This window comes from Variovorax sp. OK605 (genome assembly GCF_900115445.1).
Classification (GTDB): domain Bacteria; phylum Pseudomonadota; class Gammaproteobacteria; order Burkholderiales; family Burkholderiaceae_C; genus Variovorax.
Genome location: NZ_FOWL01000005.1, coordinates 209,628 through 231,932, shown reverse-complemented (window position 1 = coordinate 231,932; position 22,305 = coordinate 209,628). Strand labels below are relative to the sequence as shown.

16 protein-coding genes are annotated in these 22,305 nt (G+C 69.2%); 5 read left to right on the top strand and 11 right to left on the bottom strand.

The annotated features are described in order from the left end of the window. Window positions 1-14 precede the first annotated feature (14 nt). Together BM013_RS15360 and BM013_RS15355 are read right to left on the bottom strand one after the other, a co-directional pair. Window positions 15-2,375 carry a cytochrome P450/oxidoreductase gene (locus BM013_RS15360; protein ID WP_093128440.1) on the bottom strand — a complete coding sequence of 787 codons (2,361 nt, stop codon included), beginning with the start codon at window positions 2,373-2,375 and terminating at the stop codon, window positions 15-17. An 11-nt stretch (window positions 2,376-2,386) separates the two neighbouring features. Beyond that, the gene (locus tag BM013_RS15355) at window positions 2,387-3,361 is read right to left on the bottom strand and encodes a Bug family tripartite tricarboxylate transporter substrate binding protein (RefSeq protein WP_093128439.1); all 975 of its coding nucleotides are present in this window, start codon (window positions 3,359-3,361) and stop codon (window positions 2,387-2,389) included. A 131-nt stretch (window positions 3,362-3,492) separates the two neighbouring features. Between BM013_RS15355 and BM013_RS15350 the strand changes: the two genes are divergently transcribed. Next, the gene (locus BM013_RS15350) at window positions 3,493-4,302 is read left to right on the top strand and encodes an IclR family transcriptional regulator (protein ID WP_093128438.1); all 810 of its coding nucleotides are present in this window, start codon (window positions 3,493-3,495) and stop codon (window positions 4,300-4,302) included. Window positions 4,303-4,344: 42 nt separating this feature from the next. Here the strand turns inward: BM013_RS15350 and BM013_RS15345 are convergent, their stop codons facing one another. Continuing rightward, window positions 4,345-5,172, bottom strand: coding sequence for an undecaprenyl-diphosphate phosphatase (locus BM013_RS15345; RefSeq protein ID WP_093128436.1), 828 nt, complete (start codon window positions 5,170-5,172; stop codon window positions 4,345-4,347). 182 nt (window positions 5,173-5,354) lie between these two features. On the opposite strand from BM013_RS15345, the gene BM013_RS15340 reads away from it, so the two are divergent. Next, window positions 5,355-6,236 (top strand): hypothetical protein, encoded by an 882-nt coding sequence (locus BM013_RS15340; protein ID WP_093128434.1) that lies wholly within the window; start codon window positions 5,355-5,357, stop codon window positions 6,234-6,236. Between the two features lie 16 nt (window positions 6,237-6,252). On the opposite strand, the gene BM013_RS15335 is transcribed toward BM013_RS15340, so the two are convergent. The 3 genes from BM013_RS15335 to BM013_RS15325 all read right to left on the bottom strand — a co-directional run bounded on the left by BM013_RS15335 (window position 6,253) and on the right by BM013_RS15325 (window position 9,238). Further along, window positions 6,253-6,900: an aspartate/glutamate racemase family protein gene (locus BM013_RS15335; RefSeq protein WP_093128432.1), complete on the bottom strand. Its 648-nt coding sequence runs from the start codon at window positions 6,898-6,900 to the stop codon at window positions 6,253-6,255. A gap of 24 nt (window positions 6,901-6,924) precedes the next feature. Continuing rightward, window positions 6,925-7,836, bottom strand: a complete 912-nt coding sequence (locus BM013_RS15330) for a transporter substrate-binding domain-containing protein (RefSeq protein WP_093128431.1) — start codon at window positions 7,834-7,836, stop codon at window positions 6,925-6,927. A 67-nt stretch (window positions 7,837-7,903) separates the two neighbouring features. After that, window positions 7,904-9,238 carry an aspartate aminotransferase family protein gene (locus tag BM013_RS15325; protein ID WP_093128429.1) on the bottom strand — a complete coding sequence of 445 codons (1,335 nt, stop codon included), beginning with the start codon at window positions 9,236-9,238 and terminating at the stop codon, window positions 7,904-7,906. A 147-nt stretch (window positions 9,239-9,385) separates the two neighbouring features. Between BM013_RS15325 and BM013_RS15320 the strand changes: the two genes are divergently transcribed. Beyond that, complete coding sequence (locus BM013_RS15320; RefSeq protein ID WP_093128427.1) at window positions 9,386-10,252, top strand: MurR/RpiR family transcriptional regulator; 867 nt, start codon at window positions 9,386-9,388, stop codon at window positions 10,250-10,252. A 24-nt stretch (window positions 10,253-10,276) separates the two neighbouring features. Here BM013_RS15320 and BM013_RS15315 read toward each other — a convergent pair whose 3' ends face one another. Continuing rightward, on the bottom strand, window positions 10,277-10,963 hold the full coding sequence (locus BM013_RS15315; RefSeq protein ID WP_177225477.1) for a GntR family transcriptional regulator: 687 nt from the start codon (window positions 10,961-10,963) through the stop codon (window positions 10,277-10,279). 461 nt (window positions 10,964-11,424) lie between these two features. On the opposite strand from BM013_RS15315, the gene BM013_RS15310 reads away from it, so the two are divergent. After that, a complete protein-coding gene (locus BM013_RS15310) occupies window positions 11,425-11,790 on the top strand; it encodes an SPW repeat protein (RefSeq protein ID WP_093128725.1) in 366 nt (121 codons plus the stop codon). A 94-nt stretch (window positions 11,791-11,884) separates the two neighbouring features. On the opposite strand, the gene BM013_RS15305 is transcribed toward BM013_RS15310, so the two are convergent. The 4 genes from BM013_RS15305 to BM013_RS15290 all read right to left on the bottom strand — a co-directional run bounded on the left by BM013_RS15305 (window position 11,885) and on the right by BM013_RS15290 (window position 21,421). Further along, window positions 11,885-13,360, bottom strand: coding sequence for an efflux transporter outer membrane subunit (locus tag BM013_RS15305; RefSeq protein WP_093128423.1), 1,476 nt, complete (start codon window positions 13,358-13,360; stop codon window positions 11,885-11,887). 13 nt (window positions 13,361-13,373) lie between these two features. Beyond that, a complete protein-coding gene (locus tag BM013_RS15300; RefSeq protein WP_093128421.1) occupies window positions 13,374-16,634 on the bottom strand; it encodes an efflux RND transporter permease subunit in 3,261 nt (1,086 codons plus the stop codon). A gap of 94 nt (window positions 16,635-16,728) precedes the next feature. Then, on the bottom strand, window positions 16,729-19,845 hold the full coding sequence (locus tag BM013_RS15295) for an efflux RND transporter permease subunit (protein ID WP_093128420.1): 3,117 nt from the start codon (window positions 19,843-19,845) through the stop codon (window positions 16,729-16,731). A gap of 37 nt (window positions 19,846-19,882) precedes the next feature. After that, complete coding sequence (locus BM013_RS15290; protein WP_093128419.1) at window positions 19,883-21,421, bottom strand: efflux RND transporter periplasmic adaptor subunit; 1,539 nt, start codon at window positions 21,419-21,421, stop codon at window positions 19,883-19,885. A gap of 238 nt (window positions 21,422-21,659) precedes the next feature. Between BM013_RS15290 and BM013_RS15285 the strand changes: the two genes are divergently transcribed. Then, window positions 21,660-22,271: a DUF6622 family protein gene (locus BM013_RS15285; protein WP_371280145.1), complete on the top strand. Its 612-nt coding sequence runs from the start codon at window positions 21,660-21,662 to the stop codon at window positions 22,269-22,271. Window positions 22,272-22,305 lie beyond the last annotated feature (34 nt).

The window sequence follows — 22,305 nt, the reverse complement described above, 5'->3', positions numbered from 1 at the left end:
AGCGGCGGCCGCGGCTACAGCTCCAGCACCAGCCGCCCGCCTTCGCAGGCGCGCGAGCAGCAGGTCATCATCTTGGTGTTGGCATCGCGCTCGCTGCGCGTGAGCACCACGTCGCGGTGGTCGACCTTGCCGGCCAGCACGCGCACCTCGCACGAGCCGCACAGGCCCTCTTCGCAATCGCTCTGCACGTCGACGTTCGCGGCGCGCAGGGCCGACAGCAATGTCTGGCCGGGCGGCACGGTGAGCACGAGGCCCGAATCCTTCAGCTCGACCTCGAAGGCCTGTTCCTTCGACGGGTCGAGCGTGGCCAGCGTCGATTCGAAGTGCTCCACGCGCAACGCGCCTTCGGGCCACGCGGCGCAGCAGCCCTCGAGCGCCTCGAGCATGCGCAGCGGGCCGCAGGCGTACACCTGCGCGCCGGGCACGGGCTGCGCGAGCAGCGCCCGCAGGTCGTTGCGGCGGCCTTCGTCGGCGGCGTGCACGTGCAGGCGCTCGCCGTGCAGCGCGGCCAGCTCGTCCACGAAAGCCATGCTGGCGCGGCTGCGGCCGCTGTAGTGCAGCTCGTAGTCGATGCCCAGCGCCTTGGCGCGGCGCGCCATCGCGCTCACCGGCGTGATGCCGATGCCGCCGGCGATGAAGATCGCCTTCTGCAGCGTCTCGTCGAGCCGGAAGTGGTTGCGCGGCCCGCGAATGCGCAGCCGGTCGCCGGCCTTCGCGTTGGCATGCACCCACGCCGAGCCGCCGCGCCCTTCGGGCTCGTGCAGCACGGCAATCTCGAACACGCCCGCCTCGTCGGGGTCGCCGCACAGCGAGTACTGGCGCGAGAGTTCGCTCGTGCCGCACTCCACGTCGATGTGCGCGCCGGGCGTCCAGCGCGGCAGCGGCTTGCCGTCGAGCGACGCCAGGCGCAGCTTGACGATGCCGTCGGCCACCGGCGTCACGCGCTCCACCACCACCGGCCGCGCAATGGCCTGCGCCGACGGCTCGCCGATGCGAACGGGCACCTGCACGTCGCGCAGGCCCTTGTTCGTGCGCTCGGGGTTCGCCGCCGGGTCCCACTCGACCAGCAGGTGCTCGGGCCCGCGGAACGAGGTGTTGGGCACGTAGGTGAAGCGCTGCTGCGACAGCCGCATGTGCGGCATGCGGCGCGTGAACTCCTCCAGGAAGATCTGCATCTCCATGCGCGCCAGGTTCTTGCCCATGCACTGGTGCGAGCCGTAGCCGAAGGTCAGGTGGTCGCTGGCGTTGTCGCGGCGGATGTCGAACAGGTCGGCATCCTCGAAGTGCCCCTCGTCGTGGTTGGCCGACGAGGTCACGATCAGCAGGCGCGAGCCCGCGGGCAGGTCGACGCCGCCCACCTGCGTGTCGCTGGTGACGAGGCGGCGCCACGCGGCCACCGAGCCGTTGTGGCGCAGGCACTCTTCCACCGCGTTGGGAATGAGCCCCGGGTCTTCGCACAGCTCGCGCCACACCTGCGGGTGCTGCAGCAGCAGCTTCATGGCATTGGCGGTAGCGTTGGCCGTGGTCTCGTGCGCGGCCACGATGCCGGCCATCATCATCGAGTGCAGGTACGAGTCGGTCACCACCTCGGGGTGCAGCGCCTGCTTGCGGATGCCGTACTGCATCCAGCCGGGCGCGTCGGGGTCCTGGCGCATCTTGTCGAGCACCTTGCCCGCGTACTGCCAGAAGTTGCCGACCGCATGCGCCACGGCCACCTGCTCCTCGGGCCTGGGGCGGCCCCAGGTGTTGACGGTGTGCGCAATGGAGTACTTGCGCAGCGTGTCCATGTCTTCCTCGGGCACGCCGAGGAAGTGCAGCGCCACCGTCAGCGGGATTTCCCACAGCATCTGGTCGACCAGGTCGGCGCGGCCGTCGTCGATGAAGCGGTCGACATAGCTGCGCGCGAGCTCGCGCACCATCGGCTCATGGTGCTTCAGCGCCTCGGGCGTGAACGGGTCCATGAGCGCGCGGCGCCGCGGCATGTGGGCCGGCTCGTCTTCGTTGACCAGCGTGCGGTTCAGCGCGAAGCCGTAGGAGGCCAGCACCGCGTTGGCTTCGTCGCCGGTGGGCGTGATCTTCTCCAGCGCGTTCGACGGGCTGAAGGTGATGTTGTCGCGGAACACCGCCTTGATGTCGGCGTAGCGCGTGATCACCCAGTAGCCCAGCTTGGGGCTGTAGAAGATCGGCTCCTGCTCGCGCGCCCAGCGCACGTACTCGGGCGGGTCCTGCTGGTAGCCGTCCTCGAAGGGATCGAACTCGGCGGCACGCATGCTCACGGGGCAGCCGGTGGGCGTGCGCTCGGCAGACAGCGCGCCGTGCGCGACGGGGCAGCCGGAAGTGCGCTGCGCGGGCGCGGGGTGTGCGGTGTCTGGCATGGCGTGCGGCTTCAGTCGAGCGTGATCTTGAGGTCGCGGATCAGCTTGTGCCAGCGCACCGTTTCGTTCTTGAGCAGCTCGGTGTATTGCGCGGGCGTGTTGCCCACGGGCTCCACGCCGAAGTCGATCATGCGCGTGCGCACCGAAGGCTCGTTGATGGCCGCGACCAGCTGGCGGTTGAGCGTCTTCACCACCTCGGGCGGCGTGGCCGAGGGCACCACCACGCCGACCAGCGCGGCGGCCTCGACGTTCTTGTAGCCGAGCTCGGCGAAGGTGGGCACGTCGGGCAGCTGCGGCAGGCGGGTGGGGTTGGCCACCGCCAGCGCGCGCACCTTGCCGCCCTTGATGAAGCCGGAGCCGGCCGCCAGGTCGACCATCATGGCCGGCAGCTGTCCGCCGACCACGTCGGCCAGCGCGGGCGCCGCGCCACGGTACGGCACGTGGACCATGAAGAGCTTGGCCTCCACCTTCAGCAGTTCCATCGCCAGGTGGTGCGGGCTGCCCGCGCCGGCCGAGGCGTAGTTGATGCCGCCCGGCTTGGCGCGCGCCTGCGCGATGAAGTCCTTGGCCGTGTTGAAGCCCGAGTTGGTGCCCACCACCAGGATCATGGGGAACTTGCCCATCAGCGTGACGGGCGTGAGGTCCTTGGTGGGGCTGTAGCTCAGCGACTTGTACAGCGCGGGGTTGAACACCAGCGTGCCGTTGTCGGCCGACAGCACGGTGTAGCCGTCGGCCGGCGCACGCGCGGTCTCGGCGGCGGCCAGCGCGGTGTTGCCGCCGGGCTTGTTGTCGACCAGCACCGGCTGGCTCACCTGCGTGGACAGCGTCTGCGCGACGGTGCGCGCCAGGAAGTCGGAGCCGCCGCCCGCCGCGTACGGAACGATCCAGCGGATGGGCTTGGCGGGGAAGGTCTGCGCGCCGGCACTGGCGCTCGCCACGGCAGCGAAGGAAAGAACGGCTAGGCCGCGGGCGATCTGCTTCTTCATGGGGTGTCTCCGGGGAGGATATTGTGTATTGCGTAATTATCATACGCATTGCGTAATTCAATGGCCACGGGTTTACCCGGTCAGGCCGAGCCGCCCGGCCGCTTGCGCCGACCCCCTAACATCCACCCGACATGACCTCATCGCCGGAACCCACCCCCTCCCCCGCCCGTGAACGCCGCCAGCGCGTGCAGGCCGCCGAAACCGGCATGGCCGTGCTCAAGGGGCTGGCGCACCTGGGCGGGCGCAGCAGCCTCACGGCGCTGTCGGCCCATGTCTCGGAAAGCCCGGCCAAGGTGCACCGCTACCTCGCCAGCCTGATGGAAGAAGGCCTGGTGCTGCAGGACGCCGCCTCGCAGCACTACTACCTGGGCACCGAGGCCATCCAGATCGGGCTGGCCGCGATGCGCCAGGCCGACCCGATCCGCGCGGCCGAGCCCTGCCTGATCCGCCTGCGCGAGTCGTTGGAGGTGACGTGCTTCGTCGCGGTGATGGGCAACAAGGGCCCGACCATCGTGCGTTTCGAGGAACCGGGCCTGCCGGTGACGGTGAACGTGCGCGTCGGCTCGGTGATGTCGATGCTGTGGTCGGCCACGGGCCGGGCCTTCCTGGGCCTGCTCGACGAGTCGCGCGTGCTGGCGCTGGCCGAGCAGGAGCTGGGCGACGCCACGCCCGACATGCGCGCGCAGCTCGACGCGAAAGACCCGATCGGTGAATTGCGCCGCGAGGTGCGCCAGGCCGGCTGCGCCAGCGTGAAGGACACCTACCTGCGCGGCATCAGCGCCGTGGCGGCGCCGGTGTACGACTATGCGGGCCGCGTGAGCGCGGTGATCACCGCGCTGGGCGCCACCGGCGGCTTCGACCCGGCGGTGGACGGCCCCATCGCCACGGCCGTGCGGCGCGAGGCCCGGGCCGCGAGCACCCTGCTGGGCGCCGCGGCCTGAGGGCTCATCGGGACCTCGGGGTCCCAACCGGCGGATGGGACGTCAGTCGGCCCAGACCACCACGCCGCTCCACGCGGTCGCCAGCACCACGATGCCGAAGGCGATGCGGTACCAGGCGAAGGGCACGAAGCTGTGGCTGCTGATGTAGCGCAGCAGCCAGCGCACGCACAGCCACGCGCTGATGAACGAGAACACCAGGCCCACCGCGAACAGCGGCAGGTCGGCCATCGACAGCGCCGCGCGCTCCTTGTAGACGCTGTACACGCCCGCGCCGATCAGCGTGGGAATGGCCAGGAAGAACGAGAAGTCGGTCGCCGCCTGGCGCGACAGGCCCAGCAGCATGCCGCCGATGATGGTCGAGCCGCTGCGGCTGGTGCCGGGGATCATGGCGAAGCACTGCACCAGGCCCACCTTGAGCGCGTCCCAGGGCGTCATGTCGTCCACGTGCTCGACGCGCACCGAGCCGGGCGGACGCTTCTCGGCCCACAGGATGATGAAGCCGCCGATGATGAAGGTGCTGGCCACCACGGTCGGAATGAACAGGTGCGCCTTGATGACCTTGCCGAACAGCAGGCCCAGCACCACCGCCGGCAGGAAGCCGATGAAGATGTTCAGCGCCAGGCGCTGTGCCTTCGGCTGGCGCGGCAGCGCCACCACGGTCGAGCGGATCTTCTGCCAGTACACCAGGATCACCGCGAAGATCGCGCCGGTCTGGATGGCGATCTCGAAGACCTTGCCCCGGTCGTCGCCGAAGCCGCCGAGCAGCGAGCCCGCAAGAATCAGATGGCCTGTGGAAGAGATGGGAAGAAATTCGGTCAGCCCCTCCACGATGCCCATGATGGCGGCCTTGACCAGCAAAACGATGTCCACGCGTACTCCTTGAAAGAGCGGCAATTATCGCGAGGGCACCGGTCAGGTCGCGTTCAGGTGCGGGCCCATGTGCGGGCCCATGTGCCGCCGGGCACAAGATACCCAGTTCTGGTGATGTTCGGATGTATCGCGCCGATACACAGTCGGACTTGCGCGGGCGTCCGCGCGCGCAGGAGTCTGGAATGCGAACGTTCATCCCCGGGAACGGACTCGAAGAGCACGTCTCGACCGCCGCCGACCACGGCGAGGACCGGCGCAAGAACGTGCACGACATCGAGCGCGAGCAATGCGACTCGGTGCGGCGCGTGGCCCAGGCCACCGGTGCCTCGGCCCACGAGCTGCGCCAGCTCATGCAGCGCCTGCTCGACATCGAGCGTTGCGGCTCGTGCGCGGGCATCGTCGCGCAGGGCCACATCGCGGCCGACCGCATGCAGTCGGGCATGCCGCTGCTCGACCTCGGCGACGGCGGCACGGCCGAACAGCGCACGGACGCGGTGCAGAGCATCGACTTCTGGCTGCTCGAGCCGCTCGACCCGGCGCACGACAAGAAGTGGTACGCGCGCTGGAAGTTCTGGAGCTTCCTTCTCGGCGCCTCGGGCCCCGACGTGGCGCTCACCTTGCAAGGCCTGGCGCTGCGGCCCAGCGAGCCGGGCGACACGCATGCCGACCTGGTGGCCAAGGCGCGCAAGGTGCTCGAAAGCTGGCGCCGCACCTCCGAGCCGATGTTCTGGGGCGCGGTCGAGTGCTATGTGCGGCAGCAGTCGTTCTCGCTGGAAACGCAGGCCTACCTGATGCACTGCATCGCCGCGGTGTTCCCGGGCGATGCCATGAAGCTGTCGAACGCGCAGAGCGAAGCGCTCACCACCGTGCTGACCGACACCTACTGCGACGCGCTCGGCACCTCGGCGACGATGCCGTCGGCCGACCTGTACCGCCGCCTGTCGCGCGGCCTGCAGGCCACCGACCGCGAGACCGCGCGCACGCGCGACCTGGGGCGCAGCGACGCGGCGCAGATCGCGATCACGGCGCTGTTCGCCATCATCGAGAACACGCGGGCACGCTGAAGCGCTGGCGCAAGTGTCAGTGCGACGCCGTGCGGCGGCGCAGCGCGCGCACCGCGCTGTCGACCGTGGTCAGCACCGGCAACCCGCTGGCGGCCTCGCACGCGGCACGGGCCCGTGCCATGCTGAACTGCGCCAGCGCGATGCGCGTGCAACCGCGCTCGCGCAATGCCGCTGCCTGCGCGGCGATGAGCGTGTCGTGGCGCTGCGTGTCGCCGGCATTGAGCGCGTCGAGCGCGCCTTCGGCCAGCGCCAGTTCGAGCGCGGTGCCATCGGGAAACTCCGGCGGCATCGACGCCAGCGTGGGCGCGAAGGTGGCGATGAGCCCCAGCCGGCCCTGCCCCTGCGCCACCTCTTCGACCATGGCTTCGTTCGGCTTGAGCACCGCGATGCCCGCATGCCGCCGCGCCACCGCTTCGATGCATGGCCCGAAGGCCGAGCAGGTGAAGAGAATGCCCTGCGCGCCCGTGTCGACCGCGTACTGCGCGAGCCGCTGGAAGCGCTCGTGCATCGTGTCGTCGAGCCCCTTGCCGTTGCGCGCGAGATCGGCCGAGAGACTGTCGTCGAGCAGGTTCATGCGCTGCACCTCGGGCCAGTCGCGCGCGAAGGCGTCGTTGATGGGCGCGACCGAGTGCGACAGTGCGTGGATCAGGGCAATGCGGGTCATGGTTTTGCAACAGGCGTCAGGCGTTCAGATGCCCTTGGACGACGGGTTCGCGAACGCGTCCTTCGTCTCGGCATTGAGCGGGTAGTTGATGTTGATGCCCTTCGGCGGAATGGGCGACATGAACCACCTGGTGTACAGCTTTTCCATCTCGCCCGACTTCATCATGCCCGACACCACACGATCGACCAGCGCCTTGAAGGCCGGGTCGTCCTTGCGGAACATGAGCGACTGGTTCTCGGTGCGCAGGCTCTCGCCGGTGATGACGAAGTCCTTCGGGTTGCGCGCGTTCGCGAGCTGTCCGGCCAGCAGGATGTCGTCGAGCACGAAGGCCTGCGCGCGGCCGCTTTCCACCAGCAGGAACGAGTCGCTGTGGTCCTTGCCCGCGAGGTTGGTCACGTCGAGGCTGCGGCCGCGGTCGGCCTCGCGCAGCAGGCGGAACGAGGTGGTGCCGGTGGTGGTGGCCACCGTCTTGCCCTGCAGGTCGGCGATGCCCTTGATGCCCGAATCGGCCTTCACCAGCATGCGCACGTTGTAGCGGAAGATGTCCGGCGAGAACGCCACCTGCTTCTGCCGGTCGACCAGGTTGGTGGTGGAGCCGCACTCGATGTCGACCGTGCCGTTCTGCACCAGCGGCATGCGGTTGGCCGAGGTGACGGCCTGGTACTTGATCTCGATGGCCGGCATCTTCAGCTCGCTCTTCACCGCCTCGACGATGCGGTTGCAGATCTCGATGCTGTAGCCCACGGGCTTGAGGTTGCCGTCGAGGTACGAGAAGCCGAACGACGACTCGCGGTAGCCGAAGGTGATGGCGCCGCTGGCCTTGATCCTGGCGAGCGTGTCGCCTTCCTGCGCTTGCGCGGCGTGCGGCAGCAGCACCGCGAAGGCCACGGCGAGCGCGGCGGCGACAGACGAAAACAACGGACGTGGCTTGGGCATGGAACGCTCCTGTGAAGGACGGTGGAGGGGAAGGGACGCGAAAGAAAGGCGGAAGGAAAACGTGCGCTCAGCGCGCGGCGGCGCGCGTCACCGCATCGATCGATTCGGCAAGGCGCGCGGCGATCAGGCGCAGGTCGTCGCGCGTCGCGATGAACGGCGGCGCCAGCAGCACGTGGTCGCCCTGGCGGCCGTCGACCGTGCCGCCGAAGGGGTAGCACAGCAGGCCGCGCGCCATCGCGTCTTTCTTGAGGGTGGCGTGGAGCTTCAGCGCCGGATCGAACGGCGCCTTGCTGGCGCGGTCGGCCACCAGCTCGACGCCCCAGAAGAAGCCGCGCCCGCGAATGTCGCCCACGTGCGGATGCGCGCCCAGCGCCTCGGCCAGCATCGCGCCGAAGGCCACGCCGTCTTCGCGCACCTTGGCCACCAGCCCGTCGCGCCGGATCACCTGCTGCACCGCGAGCGCCGCGGCGCAGGCCATCGGGTGGCCGAGGTAGGTGTGGCCGTGCTGGAAGAAGCCGCTGCCCTTCGACATCGCCTCGACGATGCGGCGCTGCGCCAGCACCGCGCCCACCGGCTGGTAGCCGCCGCCCAGGCCCTTGGCGACGGTGATCAGGTCGGGCACCACGCCTTCCTGCTCGCAGGCGTGCAGCGAGCCGGTGCGGCCCATGCCGCACATCACCTCGTCGAGGATGAGCAGCACGCCGTACTTGTCGCACACCGCGCGCACCGCCTTGAAGTAGCCCGGCACGGGCGTGAGCACGCCGGCGGTGGCGCCGCCCACCGTCTCGGCCACGAAGGCGATCACGCGGTCGGCACCCTGCGCGAGGATGGCCACCTCGAGCTCGTCCGCCAGCCGCAGGCCGTAGAGCTCTGCGCTCTCGTCCGCGCGCTGTTCACGGTACGGATAGCACGGCGACACGTGCGTGGCCGGCACCAGGATCGGCGCGAAGGGCTCGCGCCGCCACGCGTTGCCGCCCACCGCCAGCGCGCCCAGCGTGTTGCCGTGGTAGCTCTGGCGGCGCGCGATGAAGTGCGTGCGTTGCGGCTGGCCGATTTCGACGAAGTACTGGCGCGCCATCTTCAGCGCCGACTCCACCGCTTCGGAGCCGCCGCTGACCAGGTAGACGTGGCGCATGCCTTCGGGCGCGGAGCCGATCATCTCGTCGGCCAGTTGCTCGGCCACCTCGCTGGTGAAGAAGCTGGTGTGGGCGTAGGCCAGCTTGTCGATCTGCGCGTGCATGGCGGCCATGACCTCGGGGTGCGCGTGGCCGAGCGAGGACACGGCCGCACCGCCCGAGGCGTCGAGGTATTCGCGGCCTTCGGCGTCGCGGATGTACATGCCGTGGGAGCCGGCGGCAACGGGCGGGGTCTGGCGAAGGTGGCGGTGGAAGACGTGCGTCATGGCGGTGGAAGGCTCGGCCTGGCTTGAGCTTGGGATTGGAACTAACGTTTCGACCGAATTATTGTTTGGAACATTTGTTCCGTCAACTTTTCCGGCAAATTGCGTCCGGTACATTTGTTCCAACGACAGCCGAAGAGAGACACCGCCATGGGCGCCCGAGACCAGATCCGCCAGCGTTTCAACGAACTGAGCCCCGCGCTGCAGCAGGTGGCGCGCTACGTGCTCGACCACCCCAACGAGGTGGTCACCGGCTCGATGCGCAACGTGGGCACGCTTTCGCAGAGCACGCCGGCCACGCTGGTGCGCTTCGCCCAGCACCTGGGTTTCGACGGCTGGCCGCAGCTCAAGGAGGCCTTCGCGGCCGACATGGGCCTGGGCTCGGAGACCTACGGCGGGCGCGCCAAGCAGCTCGTCGGCCGCGCCAGGGACCAGAGCCTGACCGGCGAGATGTTCGAGGTGCAGCGCCGCAACCTCGAGGCCACGCACCAGCAGAGCGAGCAGGCGCTGCAGAAGGCCTGCGCGCTCATCGAGAAGGCGCCGGCGGTGCATGCCGCGGGCTTTCGCGCCTGCTTTCCGATCGCCTTCTCGTTCGTCTACGTGTACCGCATCTTCCGCACCAGCGTGCACCTGGTCGACGGCCAGGGCGGCTCGCTGGAAATGCAGCAACGCGCCTTCGCCAAGGGCGACGCACTGGTGGTGGCCAGCTTCGCGCCCTACTCGCGCGAGGCGCTTCAGGTGACGCAGGCGGCCAAGGCGGCCGGCTGCCGCATCGTGGCCATCACCGACAGCGTGACCTCGCCGCTGTCGCTGCTGGCGGACGAGACGCTGCTGTTCACCATCCACAGCCCCTCGTTCTTTCCGTCGGTGGCGGCGGGCGTGGCGCTGACGGAAGCGCTGGTCGAGCTGCTCGCCAGCCGGGCCGGCAAGCCGGTGGTGAAGCGCATCGACCAGGCGGAGGCGCAGCTGTTCGAGTCAGGGGCGTACCTGGCGCCGCCGCCGGCGCGGGGCGGGTAGCCAAGGCCCTCGAGACGATTCGGCTCAGGCCGTCGTGCGGATGCGCTCGGCGTTCTTGCGCAGGTGCAGCACCAGCAGGTCGCGGTTGGACGTGATGTGCTCGCGCATCAGGGCCTCGGCCTCGCCGGCGTCGCGCCGGACCAGCGCATCGACCAGGCGGCAGTGGTCCTCGAAGGCCAGCTGCGCCTGCTCGCGGCGGAACAGCAGCATGGACGCGTCGCGGTTGTGCGGGCGCAGGTTGCTGTCGAAGATGATCGGCAGCTGCCGCGCGCGGTGCACCGCCTCGGCCAGCCAGCGGTTGTCCGCCAGCACCATCACCTTGTCGTGGAACGCCACGTTCTGGTCGTGCCAGCACAGCGCGCGTTCGTCGTCCCATTCGTTTTGCAGCAGCTCGCGCTGCGCGTCCATCATGGCCTGCAGGCCATCCTGCGACTCGGTGTCCAGGCCGCGCTCGGCAATGAGCCGGCAGGCCATGGCCTCCAGGTTGGCGCGCACGCTGAAGGCGTCGAACACGTCCTTGGCGTTGAAGCGGCGCACCTGGAACCCCTTGTTGGGCACGTAGACCAGCAGTCCTTCGTCGGCCAGCCGCGCCATGGCGCCGCGCACAGGCGTGCGCGACACGCCGAGCTCATTGGCGAGCGCGATCTCCATCAGGTGTGAACCGGGAGCAAAGACGCCGTCGAAGATGCGGTTGCGCAACGTCTCGGCCACGGACAACGCACGTGTCCGGGAAGGATCTGGGGGGGTCATCGAAGGTTGGAAACTGGGGGCCACCAGGGAAGTGGCCGCGCGGATGGTACGGCGGCGTATCGTTACTTGATATACCCAATTTCCGTAAAGAGCGCATAAACGGCAGTTTTTGGATAAATACGCAAAATTTCTTAACTGTTGTTAACAGTTGTCAACTTTCAGTTGCACATCTCCAACATGCCGATCCGCATGTTTTCCGATGGTTTGGGCGCCACGCTTCCCTGGGATCCGACGGGCCCAGCTTGTGCGGCACGCATGACGCGCGCCCGCCTCGCGGCCCGGTGCCTCTTCCGCGACCATTTCCGGACATCCCTGCGTCATCCCCGGTTCGGGAAAGCCACGACCCCGGCCACGGAACCCTTGCACGGAACCTGGAGTCGAACCTCTGTCGCGGCGCCTTGTCGCGACAGGAGGTAATGACCATGAAGCAAGTGAAGCATTGGCAAGACCCCGTCAACGCCGTCGCCGGCGCCTGGCTGATCGTCTCGCCCTGGGTTCTGGGCTTTTCGGACATGACGCCCGCCATGTGGACCATGGTGGCAACGGGCATCCTGCTCGGCGCCGTGGCACTGGGTGCGACCTTCGTGCCTCGACAGTGGGAAGAGTGGACCGAGATCGCGCTGGCCGCCTGGCTCGCGATTTCTCCCTGGGTGGTCGGCTTCCGCGGGATCGAGTCCGCACTGGTCAACGCGGTTCTTGTGGCCGCGGTGATCCTGGTGCTCGCGCTGTGGGTGCTGGTGACCGACAAGGACTACCTGGGCCACGCGATCGATCGTCCGGCGCATTGACCACCGATGCGCCGTGACACCAGAAAGCCGGGGCGCCGCGCGCCTCGGCTGAAAGGATGAGCCCCATGTGGGGCTCGTCCGCAAGATCAGCCGATCACTGCGCGCGGGGTGCGGTGGCCTGGTCCGCGTTGATGCTGCCCCCCATCCACCCCGCCTGCCAGCCACCGCCCATCGCCTGGATCAACGCGATGGCGGTGGTCTGGCGGTTGACCTGCAACTGCACCAGCGTGCGCCGCGCACTGAGCGCGGCAGCCTGCGCCGTGACCACGTCGGTGTAGCTCACCTGCGCCGCACGGTAGCGGTTGAGCAGTTGCTGCTCGGTCTTGTCCGCGGCCGCCGAAGCCTCGCGCCGCAGGCCTTCCTGTTCGGCCAGCGTGGCGCTCGCGGTGAGCTGGTCCTCCACGGCCTGGAAGGCGGTGAGCACGGTCTGGCGGTAACGCGCCACGCTCGACTCGTAGCCGGCCTTGGCCGAGTCGACGTTGGCGGCGATCGCACCCGCGTCGAACACCACCTGCGCCACCGAGAAGCCCAGCGACCACAGCGAGTTGGCCGAGCCGAACAAATCCTTCACGCGGCTCGCGTTGCTGCCGACCGACGCCGTGAGGTTGATGTTGGGAAAGTAGGCCGCGCGCGCAATGCCGATCTGCGCATTGGCCGACGCCACCGTGCGCTCGGCCGCCGCGATGTCGGGCCGGCGCTGCAGCAGCGTCGACGGCACGCCCAGCGGCACGCCCGGCACCACCGGCGTCCAGCGCGCGGCCTGCAGGCTGAAGTCGGCCGGCGCCACGCCCAGCAGCGTGGCAATCGCGTGCTCGTAGGTGGCGCGCGTGCGCTGCAGGCCCACGCGCTCGGCCTTGGCGTTCACCAGTTGGGTCTGCGCCTGCAGCACGTCGGTCTGCGCCGAGATGCCTGCCGCATAGCGGTTGCTCGTGATCTCGAAGGCGCGCTGGTAGCCCTGGATGGTTTCGTCCAGCAGCACGATCTCGGCATCGGCCTCGCGCAGCGAGAAGTAGTTGGTCGCCAGCTCGCCGATGGCCGACAGGCGCGCCGCGGCCAGGTCGGCCTCGCTCGCCTGCGCACTGGCCTGCGCGCTGCTCACGGCTTCGCGCAGGCGGCCCCACACGTCGGGCGTCCAACTGGCGCCCAGCGACGCGCCGAACGCGTTCGACGGGCTGGCCGTGCCGTTGCCGCCCACCGTGCCCGTGCGCTTGCCGGTGCCGTCGAACGACACCGACGGGAACAGCGCCGCGCGCTCGCCGCGCACCAGCGCCTGGGCCTGCGTGTAGTTGGCCACCGCCGCGGCGATGTTCTGGTTCGACACCTGCACGCGGCCGGCGAGCTCGTCGAGCGTGGCGTCGCCGAACAGCTTCCACCATTCGCCACGGTCCAGCGCATCGGCCGGCGCGGCCGGCAGCCAGCCTTCGGCGGTCTTCTGCTCTTTCCACGCGGCGGAGGCGGAGGCGGCGGTGGCGGGCCGCTCGTAGCGCGGCCCGACGGCGCAGCCGGCAAGCACCGCGGCCAGCGCGAGCGCCGAGAGTGAAAAGCGGGAGGTGGAAAGCAGTGCGTTCATGGCAGTGTTGTTCTCAGACCGGCGTTGCACGGCTCAGTTCTTGTTCATTCCTGCCGCGGCGACGCAGCTTGTCGAGCAGCAGGTAGACCACCGGCGTGGTCAGCAGCGTGAGCAGCTGGCTCGCGATCAGCCCGCCGATGATGGCCACGCCCAGCGGCCGGCGCAGCTCGGCGCCCTCGCCGAAACCGATGGCCAGCGGCAGCGCGCCCAGCGCGGCGGCCAGCGTGGTCATCAGGATCGGGCGAAAGCGCAGCAGGCAGGCCTCGCGCACCGCCTCCAGCGGCGTGAGCCCGCGCGAGCGCTCGGCCTCCAGCGCGAAGTCGATGATCAGGATGGCGTTCTTCTTCACGATGCCGATCAGCAGGAACACGCCGATCAGCGCAATGATCGAGAACTCCATGCGGAACATCAGCAGCGCCAGCACCGCGCCCACGCCGGCCGACGGCAGCGTCGACAGCACGGTGATCGGGTGCACCAGGCTCTCGTACAGGATGCCCAGCACGATGTAGATGACCAGCAGCGCCGCCGCGATCAGCATGACCTGCTGGCCCTGCGACTGCTGCGCGCTGGCCGCCGTGCCCGCGAACGCGCCGCGCACGTTGGTGGGCATGGCGATGTTGGCCTCGGCCTTGGCGATAGCCTCGCGCGCGTCGCCCAGGTTGGCGCCTTCGGCGAGGTTGAACGAGATGGTGGTGGCCAGCTCGCCGTCTTCGTGGCTCACCGAGGTGGCCACCGATTGCTCCTCGAACTTCGCGACCGCCGACAGCGGCACCAGGTTGGTGGCCGTGTTGCTCAGCACGTTGCCCGACGAGGCGTTGCGCAGCGCCGGGTTGGCCGACACGGGCACGGCGGCGCTCGAGCTGCTCGACGAAGACGATGTCGACGCCGTCGCGGTCGATGCCGCCACCTGCGTCGTCACCGTCTGCCCCGCCACCACCGAGGTCCTGGTGGCCGGCACGTAGATGTCGCGCAGCGCGTTGGGGCTGCGCGTGTAGCGCGGCGCCCATTCCATCACCACGTGGTACTGGTTCAGCTCGGTGTAGATGGTCGCCACCTGCCGCTGGCCGAAGGCGTTGTACAGCGCGTTGTCGATCGAGGTCGAGGTGAGGCCCAGCCGCCGCGCGCTGTCGGGGTCGATCTTGGCCACCGTCTCCACGCCGTTCTGGTCCTGGTCGGTGTCGATGTCGGTCAGCACCGGCTGCAGCTTCAGTTCGTCGGACAGCTTCACGGCCCAGGTGCGCAGGTCGGCCAGGCTGTCGCTCTTCAGCGTGTACTGGTAGGTGGAGTTGCTCGCGCGCCCGCCCGAGCGCACGTCCTGCACCGTGCCCAGGAACACGCGCAGGCCCGTCACCTCGTTGAGCTGCGGACGCAGCCGCGCGATGACGGCCATGCCGCTGTCCTTGCGCTGGTTGGCGGGCTTGAGGTTGACGAACATGAAGCCGCCTCCGGCCCGGCCCGCGCCGGTGAAGCCCACCACGGTGTCGACCGCCTCGTCCTTGCGGATGATGTCCACCACCTGGCGCAGCTTGGCGGCCAGCGCCTGCGACGAGATGCTCTGGTCGGCGCGCAGGCCGCCGTTGAGCTGCCCGCTGTCCTGCTGCGGGAAGAAGCCCTTGGGCGCGGCGGTGAACAGGTACACGTTCAGCCCCACCACCGCCACCAGGATCAGCATGACCAGGCCCTTGCTGTCGAGCGCCCAGTCCAGGCTGGTCTCGTAGCGCTTGAGCACCCAGTCGTAGCTGCGCGCGGCCATGCGGCCGAACCGGCCCTGCGGCTTGCTCTTGTCGTGCTCGCCGCCGGGCTTGAGCATCCACGCGCACATCATGGGCGTGGTGGTCAGCGAGATGACGAGCGAGATCATCACCGCGGCCGACAGCGTCACCGCGAACTCGCGGAACAGCCGGCCCACCTGGCCGCCCATGAACAGCAACGGAATGAACACCGCCACCAGCGACACGCTGATCGACAGCACGGTGAAGCCCACCTCCTTCGCGCCGAGCAGCGCCGCCTTCATGCGCGTCATGCCCGAATCGATGTGCCGGCTGGTGTTCTCCAGCACCACGATGGCGTCGTCCACCACGAAGCCCGTGGCCACCGTGAGCGCCATCAGGCTCAGGTTGTTGAGGCTGAAGCCCAGCAGGTACATGACCCCGAAGGTGCCCAGCAGCGCCGCCACCGTGGCCACGGCCGGCACGATGGTCGCGCGCACGCTGCGCAGGAACAGGCTGACCACCAGCACCACCAGGATGACGGAAATGACCAGCGTCAGCTCGACCTCGCGCAGCGAGCCGCGGATGGAGTTGGTGCTGTCCGAGGCCACCTGCAGCGTGACGTCGGGCGGCAGCTGCGCCTGCAGCTCGGGCAGCAGCGCGCGCACGCTGTCCACCGTCTCGATGATGTTGGCCGAGGGCTGGCGCGTGATGAGCACGATGATCGCGGGCTCGCCGTTGAACAGGCCAAGCGTGCGCGTGTCCTCCACGCCGTCGAGCACCTCGGCCACGTCCTGCAGCCGCACCGCCGCGCCGTTGCGCCAGGCGATGACCATCGAGGCGTAGTCGCTCGCGCGCAGCGCCGGCGTCTGCGTGTAGATCTGCAGCTTGCGCCCATCGCCCTGCACCGTGCCCTTGGGCCGGTTGGCGTTGGAGGCCTGGATGGCGGCGCGCACGTCGTCGGTGCTGATGCCGTAGCGGTTGAGCGCGAACGGCAGCAGCTCGACGCGCACGGCCGGCAGCGAGCCGCCGCCGATTTCCACGTCGCCCACGCCGTCGACCTGCGACAGGCGCTGGCTCACGATGTTCGACACCGCGTCGTAGATCTGGCCCGGCGTCTTGGTCTTGGACGTGAGCGCCAGGATGATCACCGGCGACGCCGCGGGGTTGGCCTTGCGGTAGGTCGGGTTGCTTCGCAGCGTGGCCGGCAGGTCGACGCGGCTGGCGTTGATCGCGGCCTGCACTTCTCTCGCGGCGCCGTCGATGTTGCGGCTCAGGTCGAACTGCAGCGTGACGCGGGCGGAGCCGACGGAGCTGGTGGACGTCATCTCGTTGACGCCGGCGATGGTGCCCAGGTGCCGCTCCAGGGGGGTGGCGACGCTGGTGGCCATCGTTTCCGGGCTTGCGCCAGGGATCGATGCTCTGACCGAGATGACGGGGTAGTCGACCTGGGGAAGTGGGGAGACCGGCAGGACGAAGAATGCGGCTATGCCCGCGAGAGCCACACCTATCGTGAGCAGTACCGTGCCTATGGGGCGGCGGACGAACGGCTTGGAGAGATTCATTGCTGCTCTCCTTGCGGAGGGCGGGGGCCGGGTCTCGCCCCGGCGGGCGAAACCCGGCCTCGGGAAGCAAGCAAGCAGCAAGAGGCAAAACGATTCAAACCGCCTCCTCCTCGATCACAGCCCGCCGAGACCCTCCACCCAACCGATCGAACGCCAGATAGATCACAGGCGTGGTGAACAGAGTCAGCAGCTGGCTGACGATCAGCCCGCCAAAGATCGCAAGCCCCAGCGGCCGCCTCAACTCCGCCCCATCCCCAAAGCTCAGCATCAGCGGCACAGCGGCAAACAAGGCCGCCAGCGTGGTCATCAGGATCGGCCGAAACCGCAGCAACGCAGCCTGGTGAATCGCCTCACGCGGCGACTTCCCCTGAGTCCGCTCGGCGTCGATCGCAAAGTCGATCATCATGATCGCGTTCTTCTTCACGATGCCGATCAGCAGGATGATCCCGATGATCCCGATCACCCCAAGGTCGTTGCCCGTGATCATCAGTGCCAGCAGCGCACCCACACCGGCGGAAGGCAGCGTGGACAAGATCGTCAGCGGATGCACGTAGCTCTCGTACAGCACCCCCAGCACGATGTACACGCAAACGACCGCCGCCAGGATGAGCCACAGCTGGTTGGACAGCGACTTCTCATAGGCCCCCGAAGCCCCCAGGAACGTCATCGTCACGCTCCCGGGCAACCCGATCTCCTTGGCAGCCGCGCGAATCGCATCCACCGAAGTGCCCAGCGACACCCCCGGCGCCGTATCGAAGTTCAGCGTACTGGCCGGGTACTGCGCCACGTGCGTGATCTGCAGCGGCGCCTGCTGCTCGGAGATCTCGGCAATCGCGGACAGCGGCGTCGCCGTGCCGGAGCCGGCGATCAGGTTCAGCTGCCCCAGCGTCTGCGGCGTGTTCACCATCCCCGGACGGGCTTCGAGAATCACCCGGTACTGGTTGGTCTCCGTGAAGATGGTCGACACGATGCGCTGCCCGAACGCGCTGTACAGCGCGTCGTCCACCGTGCTGGCCGTGATCGACAGCCGCGCCGCCGTGTCGCGGTTCACGTTCACGAACGCCGCCAGGCCCTGCGCGCCGGCATCGCTGCTCACGTTGCGCACCTTGTCCGAGTCCTGCAGCCTGGCCACCAGCTTCTTCATCCACTCGGTGATGGCCGCGCTGTCCACGCCTTCCAGCGACACGCGGTACTCGGTGGGCCCGGTCTCGGCGTCGATCGTCAGGTCCTGCGTGGGCTGCAGGTACAGCGTCACGCCGGCCACCTGGCGCACGCGCTCGCGCAGCCGGTCCATCACGTCCTGCTGGTGGCCGCGGTCCTTCTTCAGGTTGATGAGCATGCTGCCGGTGTGCAGCATCGTGTTGTTGGCCGCGTCCACGCCCACGAACGAGCTGAGGTTCTCGACGTCGGGGTCTTCGAGGATGGCGCGCGCGGCCTGCTGCTGCAACTGCGCCATGCGGTCGAACGACACGTCCTGCGCGGCCTGCACGCGGCCTTGCAGCTGGCCGGTGTCCTGCGTGGGGAACAGGCCCTTCGGGATCGACAGGTACAGCACCACCGTCAGCACCATGGTCAGCAGCGCCACCAGCAGCGTGAGCGGCTGGTGCGCGATCACCCAGTGCAGCGAGCGGTCGTAGCGCACCATCACGCCGTCGAAGAAGCGCTGCGCGCGCGCGCCGAAGCCGTGGCCGGCCGGGTCTTTCCTGGGCTCGTGCTTGAGCCAGCGCGCCGACATCATCGGCACCAGCGTGAGCGACACCACGGCCGAGATCAGGATGGTGATGGCCAATGTCACCGCGAACTCGCGGAACAGCCGGCCCACCACGTCGCCCATGAACAGCAGCGGAATCAGCACCGCGATGAGCGACACGGTCAGCGAGATGATGGTGAAGCCGATCTGCGTGGCGCCCTTGAACGCGGCCTGCAGCGGCTTCTCGCCCTCCTCGATGTAGCGCGCGATGTTCTCGATCATCACGATTGCGTCGTCCACCACGAAGCCGGTGGCAATGGTCAGCGCCATCAGGCTCAGGTTGTTCAGGCTGTAGCCCAGCAGGTACATGAGCCCGAAGGTGCCGATCAGCGAGATGGGCACCGCGATGCTGGCGATGACGGTGGCGCGCAGGCTGCCCAGGAACGCGAAGATCACCAGCACCACCAGCAGCACGGCCAGCACGAGCTCCATCTCGACGTGCTCCACCGACGAGCGGATGCCGGCCGTGCGGTCGCTGAGCACCTCGATCTTCAGCCCGGCGGGCAGGCCGGCCTGCAGGTCGGGCAGCTGCTTCTTGATGGCGTCGACGGTGGCGATCACGTTGGCGCCGGGCTGGCGCTGCACGTTCATGATGATCGCGGGCGACAGCCTGGCAGTGCCGTCGGCCTTGTTGCCGGCCCAGGCGGCGAGCTGGTTGTTCTCGGCGCTGTTGATCACCTGCGCCACGTCGACCATGCGGATCGGCGCGCCGTTCTTGTACGAGACGATGAGGTTCTTGTAGTCCTCGACCGTGAGCAGCTGGTCGTTCGAATTGATGGTGTACGCGCGCTTGGGGCCGTCGAAGCTGCCCTTGGCGCCGTTGGAGTTGGCCGCCGAGATCGCCGTGCGCAGCGTGTCCAGCCCGATGCCGTTGGCCGCCAGCGCCTGGGTGTTGGCCTGGATGCGCACGGCCGGGCGCTGCCCGCCGCTGAGCGACACCAGCCCCACGCCGGAGACCTGGCTGATCTTCTGCGCGAGGCGGGTGTTCACGAGGTTCTGCACCTCGGTGAGCGGCAGCGTGTCGGACGTGATGGACAGCGTGAGCACCGGCGCGTCGGCCGGGTTCACCTTGGCGTACACGGGCGGCGCCGGCAGGTCGGCCGGCAGCAGCGAGCCGCCGGCGTTGATGGCGGCCTGCACCTCCTGCTCGGCCACGTCCAGCGTCTGGCCCAGCGAGAACTGCAGCGTGATGATCGACACGCCCGCGGCGCTGGTCGAGCTCATGCGGTCGAGCCCCGACATCTGGCCGAACTGGCGCTCCAGCGGCGCGGTGACGGTGTTGCTCATGACCTCGGGGCTGCCCCCGGGGTAGAGCGTCTGCACCTGGATGGTCGGGTAGTCGACCTGCGGCAGGGCCGACAGCGGCAGGAAGCGGAACGCCACCAGGCCGGCCAGCACGATGGCGACCATCAGCAGCGAGGTCGCCACCGGTCGAAGAATGAACGGGCGAGAAGGACTCATCGGGCGCGGCGCTTGGAGGAACGGGTCGGCGAACGGATCAGCGGATCGCGCCGCCCTGGACGGGTGGCGGCGAGCCGGGCTTCAGGTCGGGCGCGGCCGGCGGCACCGAGGTGGCCGGCGGCGAGGTGGGCGACTCGGCCGGCGGGGCGCTGCGGGCACCGCCTGCACCAGCACCTGTACCCGCTGCACCCTGGCCACCTTGGCCGCCCTGGCTTGCGGCACCTTCGCGGCGGCCCGCGCCGCGTTCGCCGCGCTCGCCCCGGTTGCCACGGCGCGCACCCGATGCGGCGCCCGACGCCGGCACCGCCGGCCGGTCGGCCATGGTCTGCACCCGCGCGCCGTCCTTCAGCCGGTCGCCGCCTTCGGTCACCACCTGCTCGCCGGCTTCCAGGCCCGACATGATCGCCACGTTGTCCACGCTCGACTCGCCGCGCGTCACCGTGCGCTGCGACACGGTGCTGTCGGTGTTCAGCACGTACACGTAGTCGCCGTTGGGGCCGTGGCGCAGCGCCGTCACCGGCACCACCACCGCGCCGCTCACGGTGCGCAGCAGCAGCCGCAGGTTGACGAACTGGTTCGGGAACAGCGCGTTGTCGGCGTTGGTGAAGCGGGCCTTGGCCTTCACCGTGCCGGTGGCGGTGTCGACCAGGTTGTCGAGCGTGGCGAACATGCCGCCGGCCAGCCGGCGCGTGCGCGTGCGGTCGAAGGCGGTGGCGTCCAGCTTGGCGCCCTGCGCCAGGCGCTCCTGCACCTCGGGCACGCGGTCTTGCGGAATGGAGAACTCGACGTCGATCGGCGCGATCTGCGTGATGGTCGCCACGCCGTTGGTGGTGCCGGTCGAGATGTAGTTGCCCGCGTCCACCGGCCGCAGGCCGATGCGCCCGCTGGCCGGCGCGGTGATGCGGCTCCAGGTCAGGTTGAGCTTGGCGGTGTTCTCGTTGGCGCGGTCGATGGCCACGGTGCCTTCGAGCTGCTTGACCAGCGCGGCCTGGGTGTCGACGTCCTGGCGGGCGATGGAGTCCTGGCCGAGCAGGGTCTGGTAGCGCTGCAGCGTGACGCGCGCCGCGGCCAGTTGGGCCTCGTCGCGCTGGCGTGCGCCGGCGGCCTGCGCCAGCACGTTCTGGAACGGCTGCGGGTCGATGGTGGCGAGCACGTCGCCCTTCTTGACCATCTGGCCTTCCTGGAAGAGCACCGCGGTGAGCACGCCCGAGACCTGCGGCTGCACGATCACGTTGGCCACCGGGGTGACCGTGCCCAGCGCCTCGAGCTGCACCGGAATGTCGGCCTGCTTGGCGGTGGCGATGCCGACCGTGCTGGAGGCCGCGCCGCCGCCGCGCCCGCCCGGACCTCCAGGGCCGCCTGGACCTCCGGCGCCTCCCGGCCGCCCGCCGCCCGGCCCCGCACCCGGACCGGCCGCCGGCGTCTTCGAGCGCTGGATCAGGTACCAGGCGCTGCCGCCCAGCGCCACCAAGAGCAGCAAGGTCAGCAGGCCGCCCACCCAGCGGCGCCTGCGCACCGGGGGATGTGTCGGCGACACGTTGGAAGGCAGGGGCTCGGTTGGTTTTTCTTGTTCCATGGGCGGTGCGTGCGGAAGGTGCAGGGGTGCGAACCAGCGTAGTACACGCGGAATGGTAGTCGGGCTGTTTGCTGGGCCGTAAAGCGACGGTAAAGCTGTCACATGTTGCCAGCGCCGCCGCCCGCGGGCCGTCAGCCATTGGCGCTGTTTGGCGGCAACTCGCGCCGCCGGCGCGCATTCCGTCGCACGCCGGTGGCGGGTGCGTCCGGGCGCCGGCACAGTCCGCTCCATCGATTCGATGCCTGAACGTCCCCTCTTCGTCCCCTGTTCGTCCCCTCTTCGTCTTCCCTTCCAGACCCCTACAACCTTCTGTCACCGGAGCGCCACCATGCTGATGCAAATCGTCCTTCACACGCCCAAGTGGGTGTTCGCCGTCTTCTTCCTGCTGCTGTGGATCGGCGCCAAGCAGCTGCTCACCAACAGCGTGGGCCTGAGCCGCGTCACGCTGATGCCGCTCGCCATGGGCGCGCTCTCGGTCTACGGCGTGGTCTCGGTGTTCGGCGACTCGTTCGGCGCGCTGCTGGGCTGGGCCGCCGCCGCGGTCGCCATGCTGGCGCTGGTGCTGCAGCGCCCGCTGCCCGCCACCACCCGCTACGACGCCGCGCAGCGCCGGTTCCACTTGGCCGGCAGCCCGGTGCCCCTGATGCTGATGATGGGCATCTTCCTGACCAAGTACGTGGTGGGCGCCGCCCTGGCCATGCACCCCGAACTGCGCCAGCAAGCCACCTTCGGCCTCGTGATCCCGGTGCTGTACGGCGCGTTCAGCGGCGTGTTCGCGGCCCGCGCGGTGCGCCTGTGGAAGCTCGCCATCCGTACTGACGCCATGTCGGGCGCGGTTCGCGCGGCCTAAGATTCCCCGGCCACCCGCCGCCAGGCTCCTCACG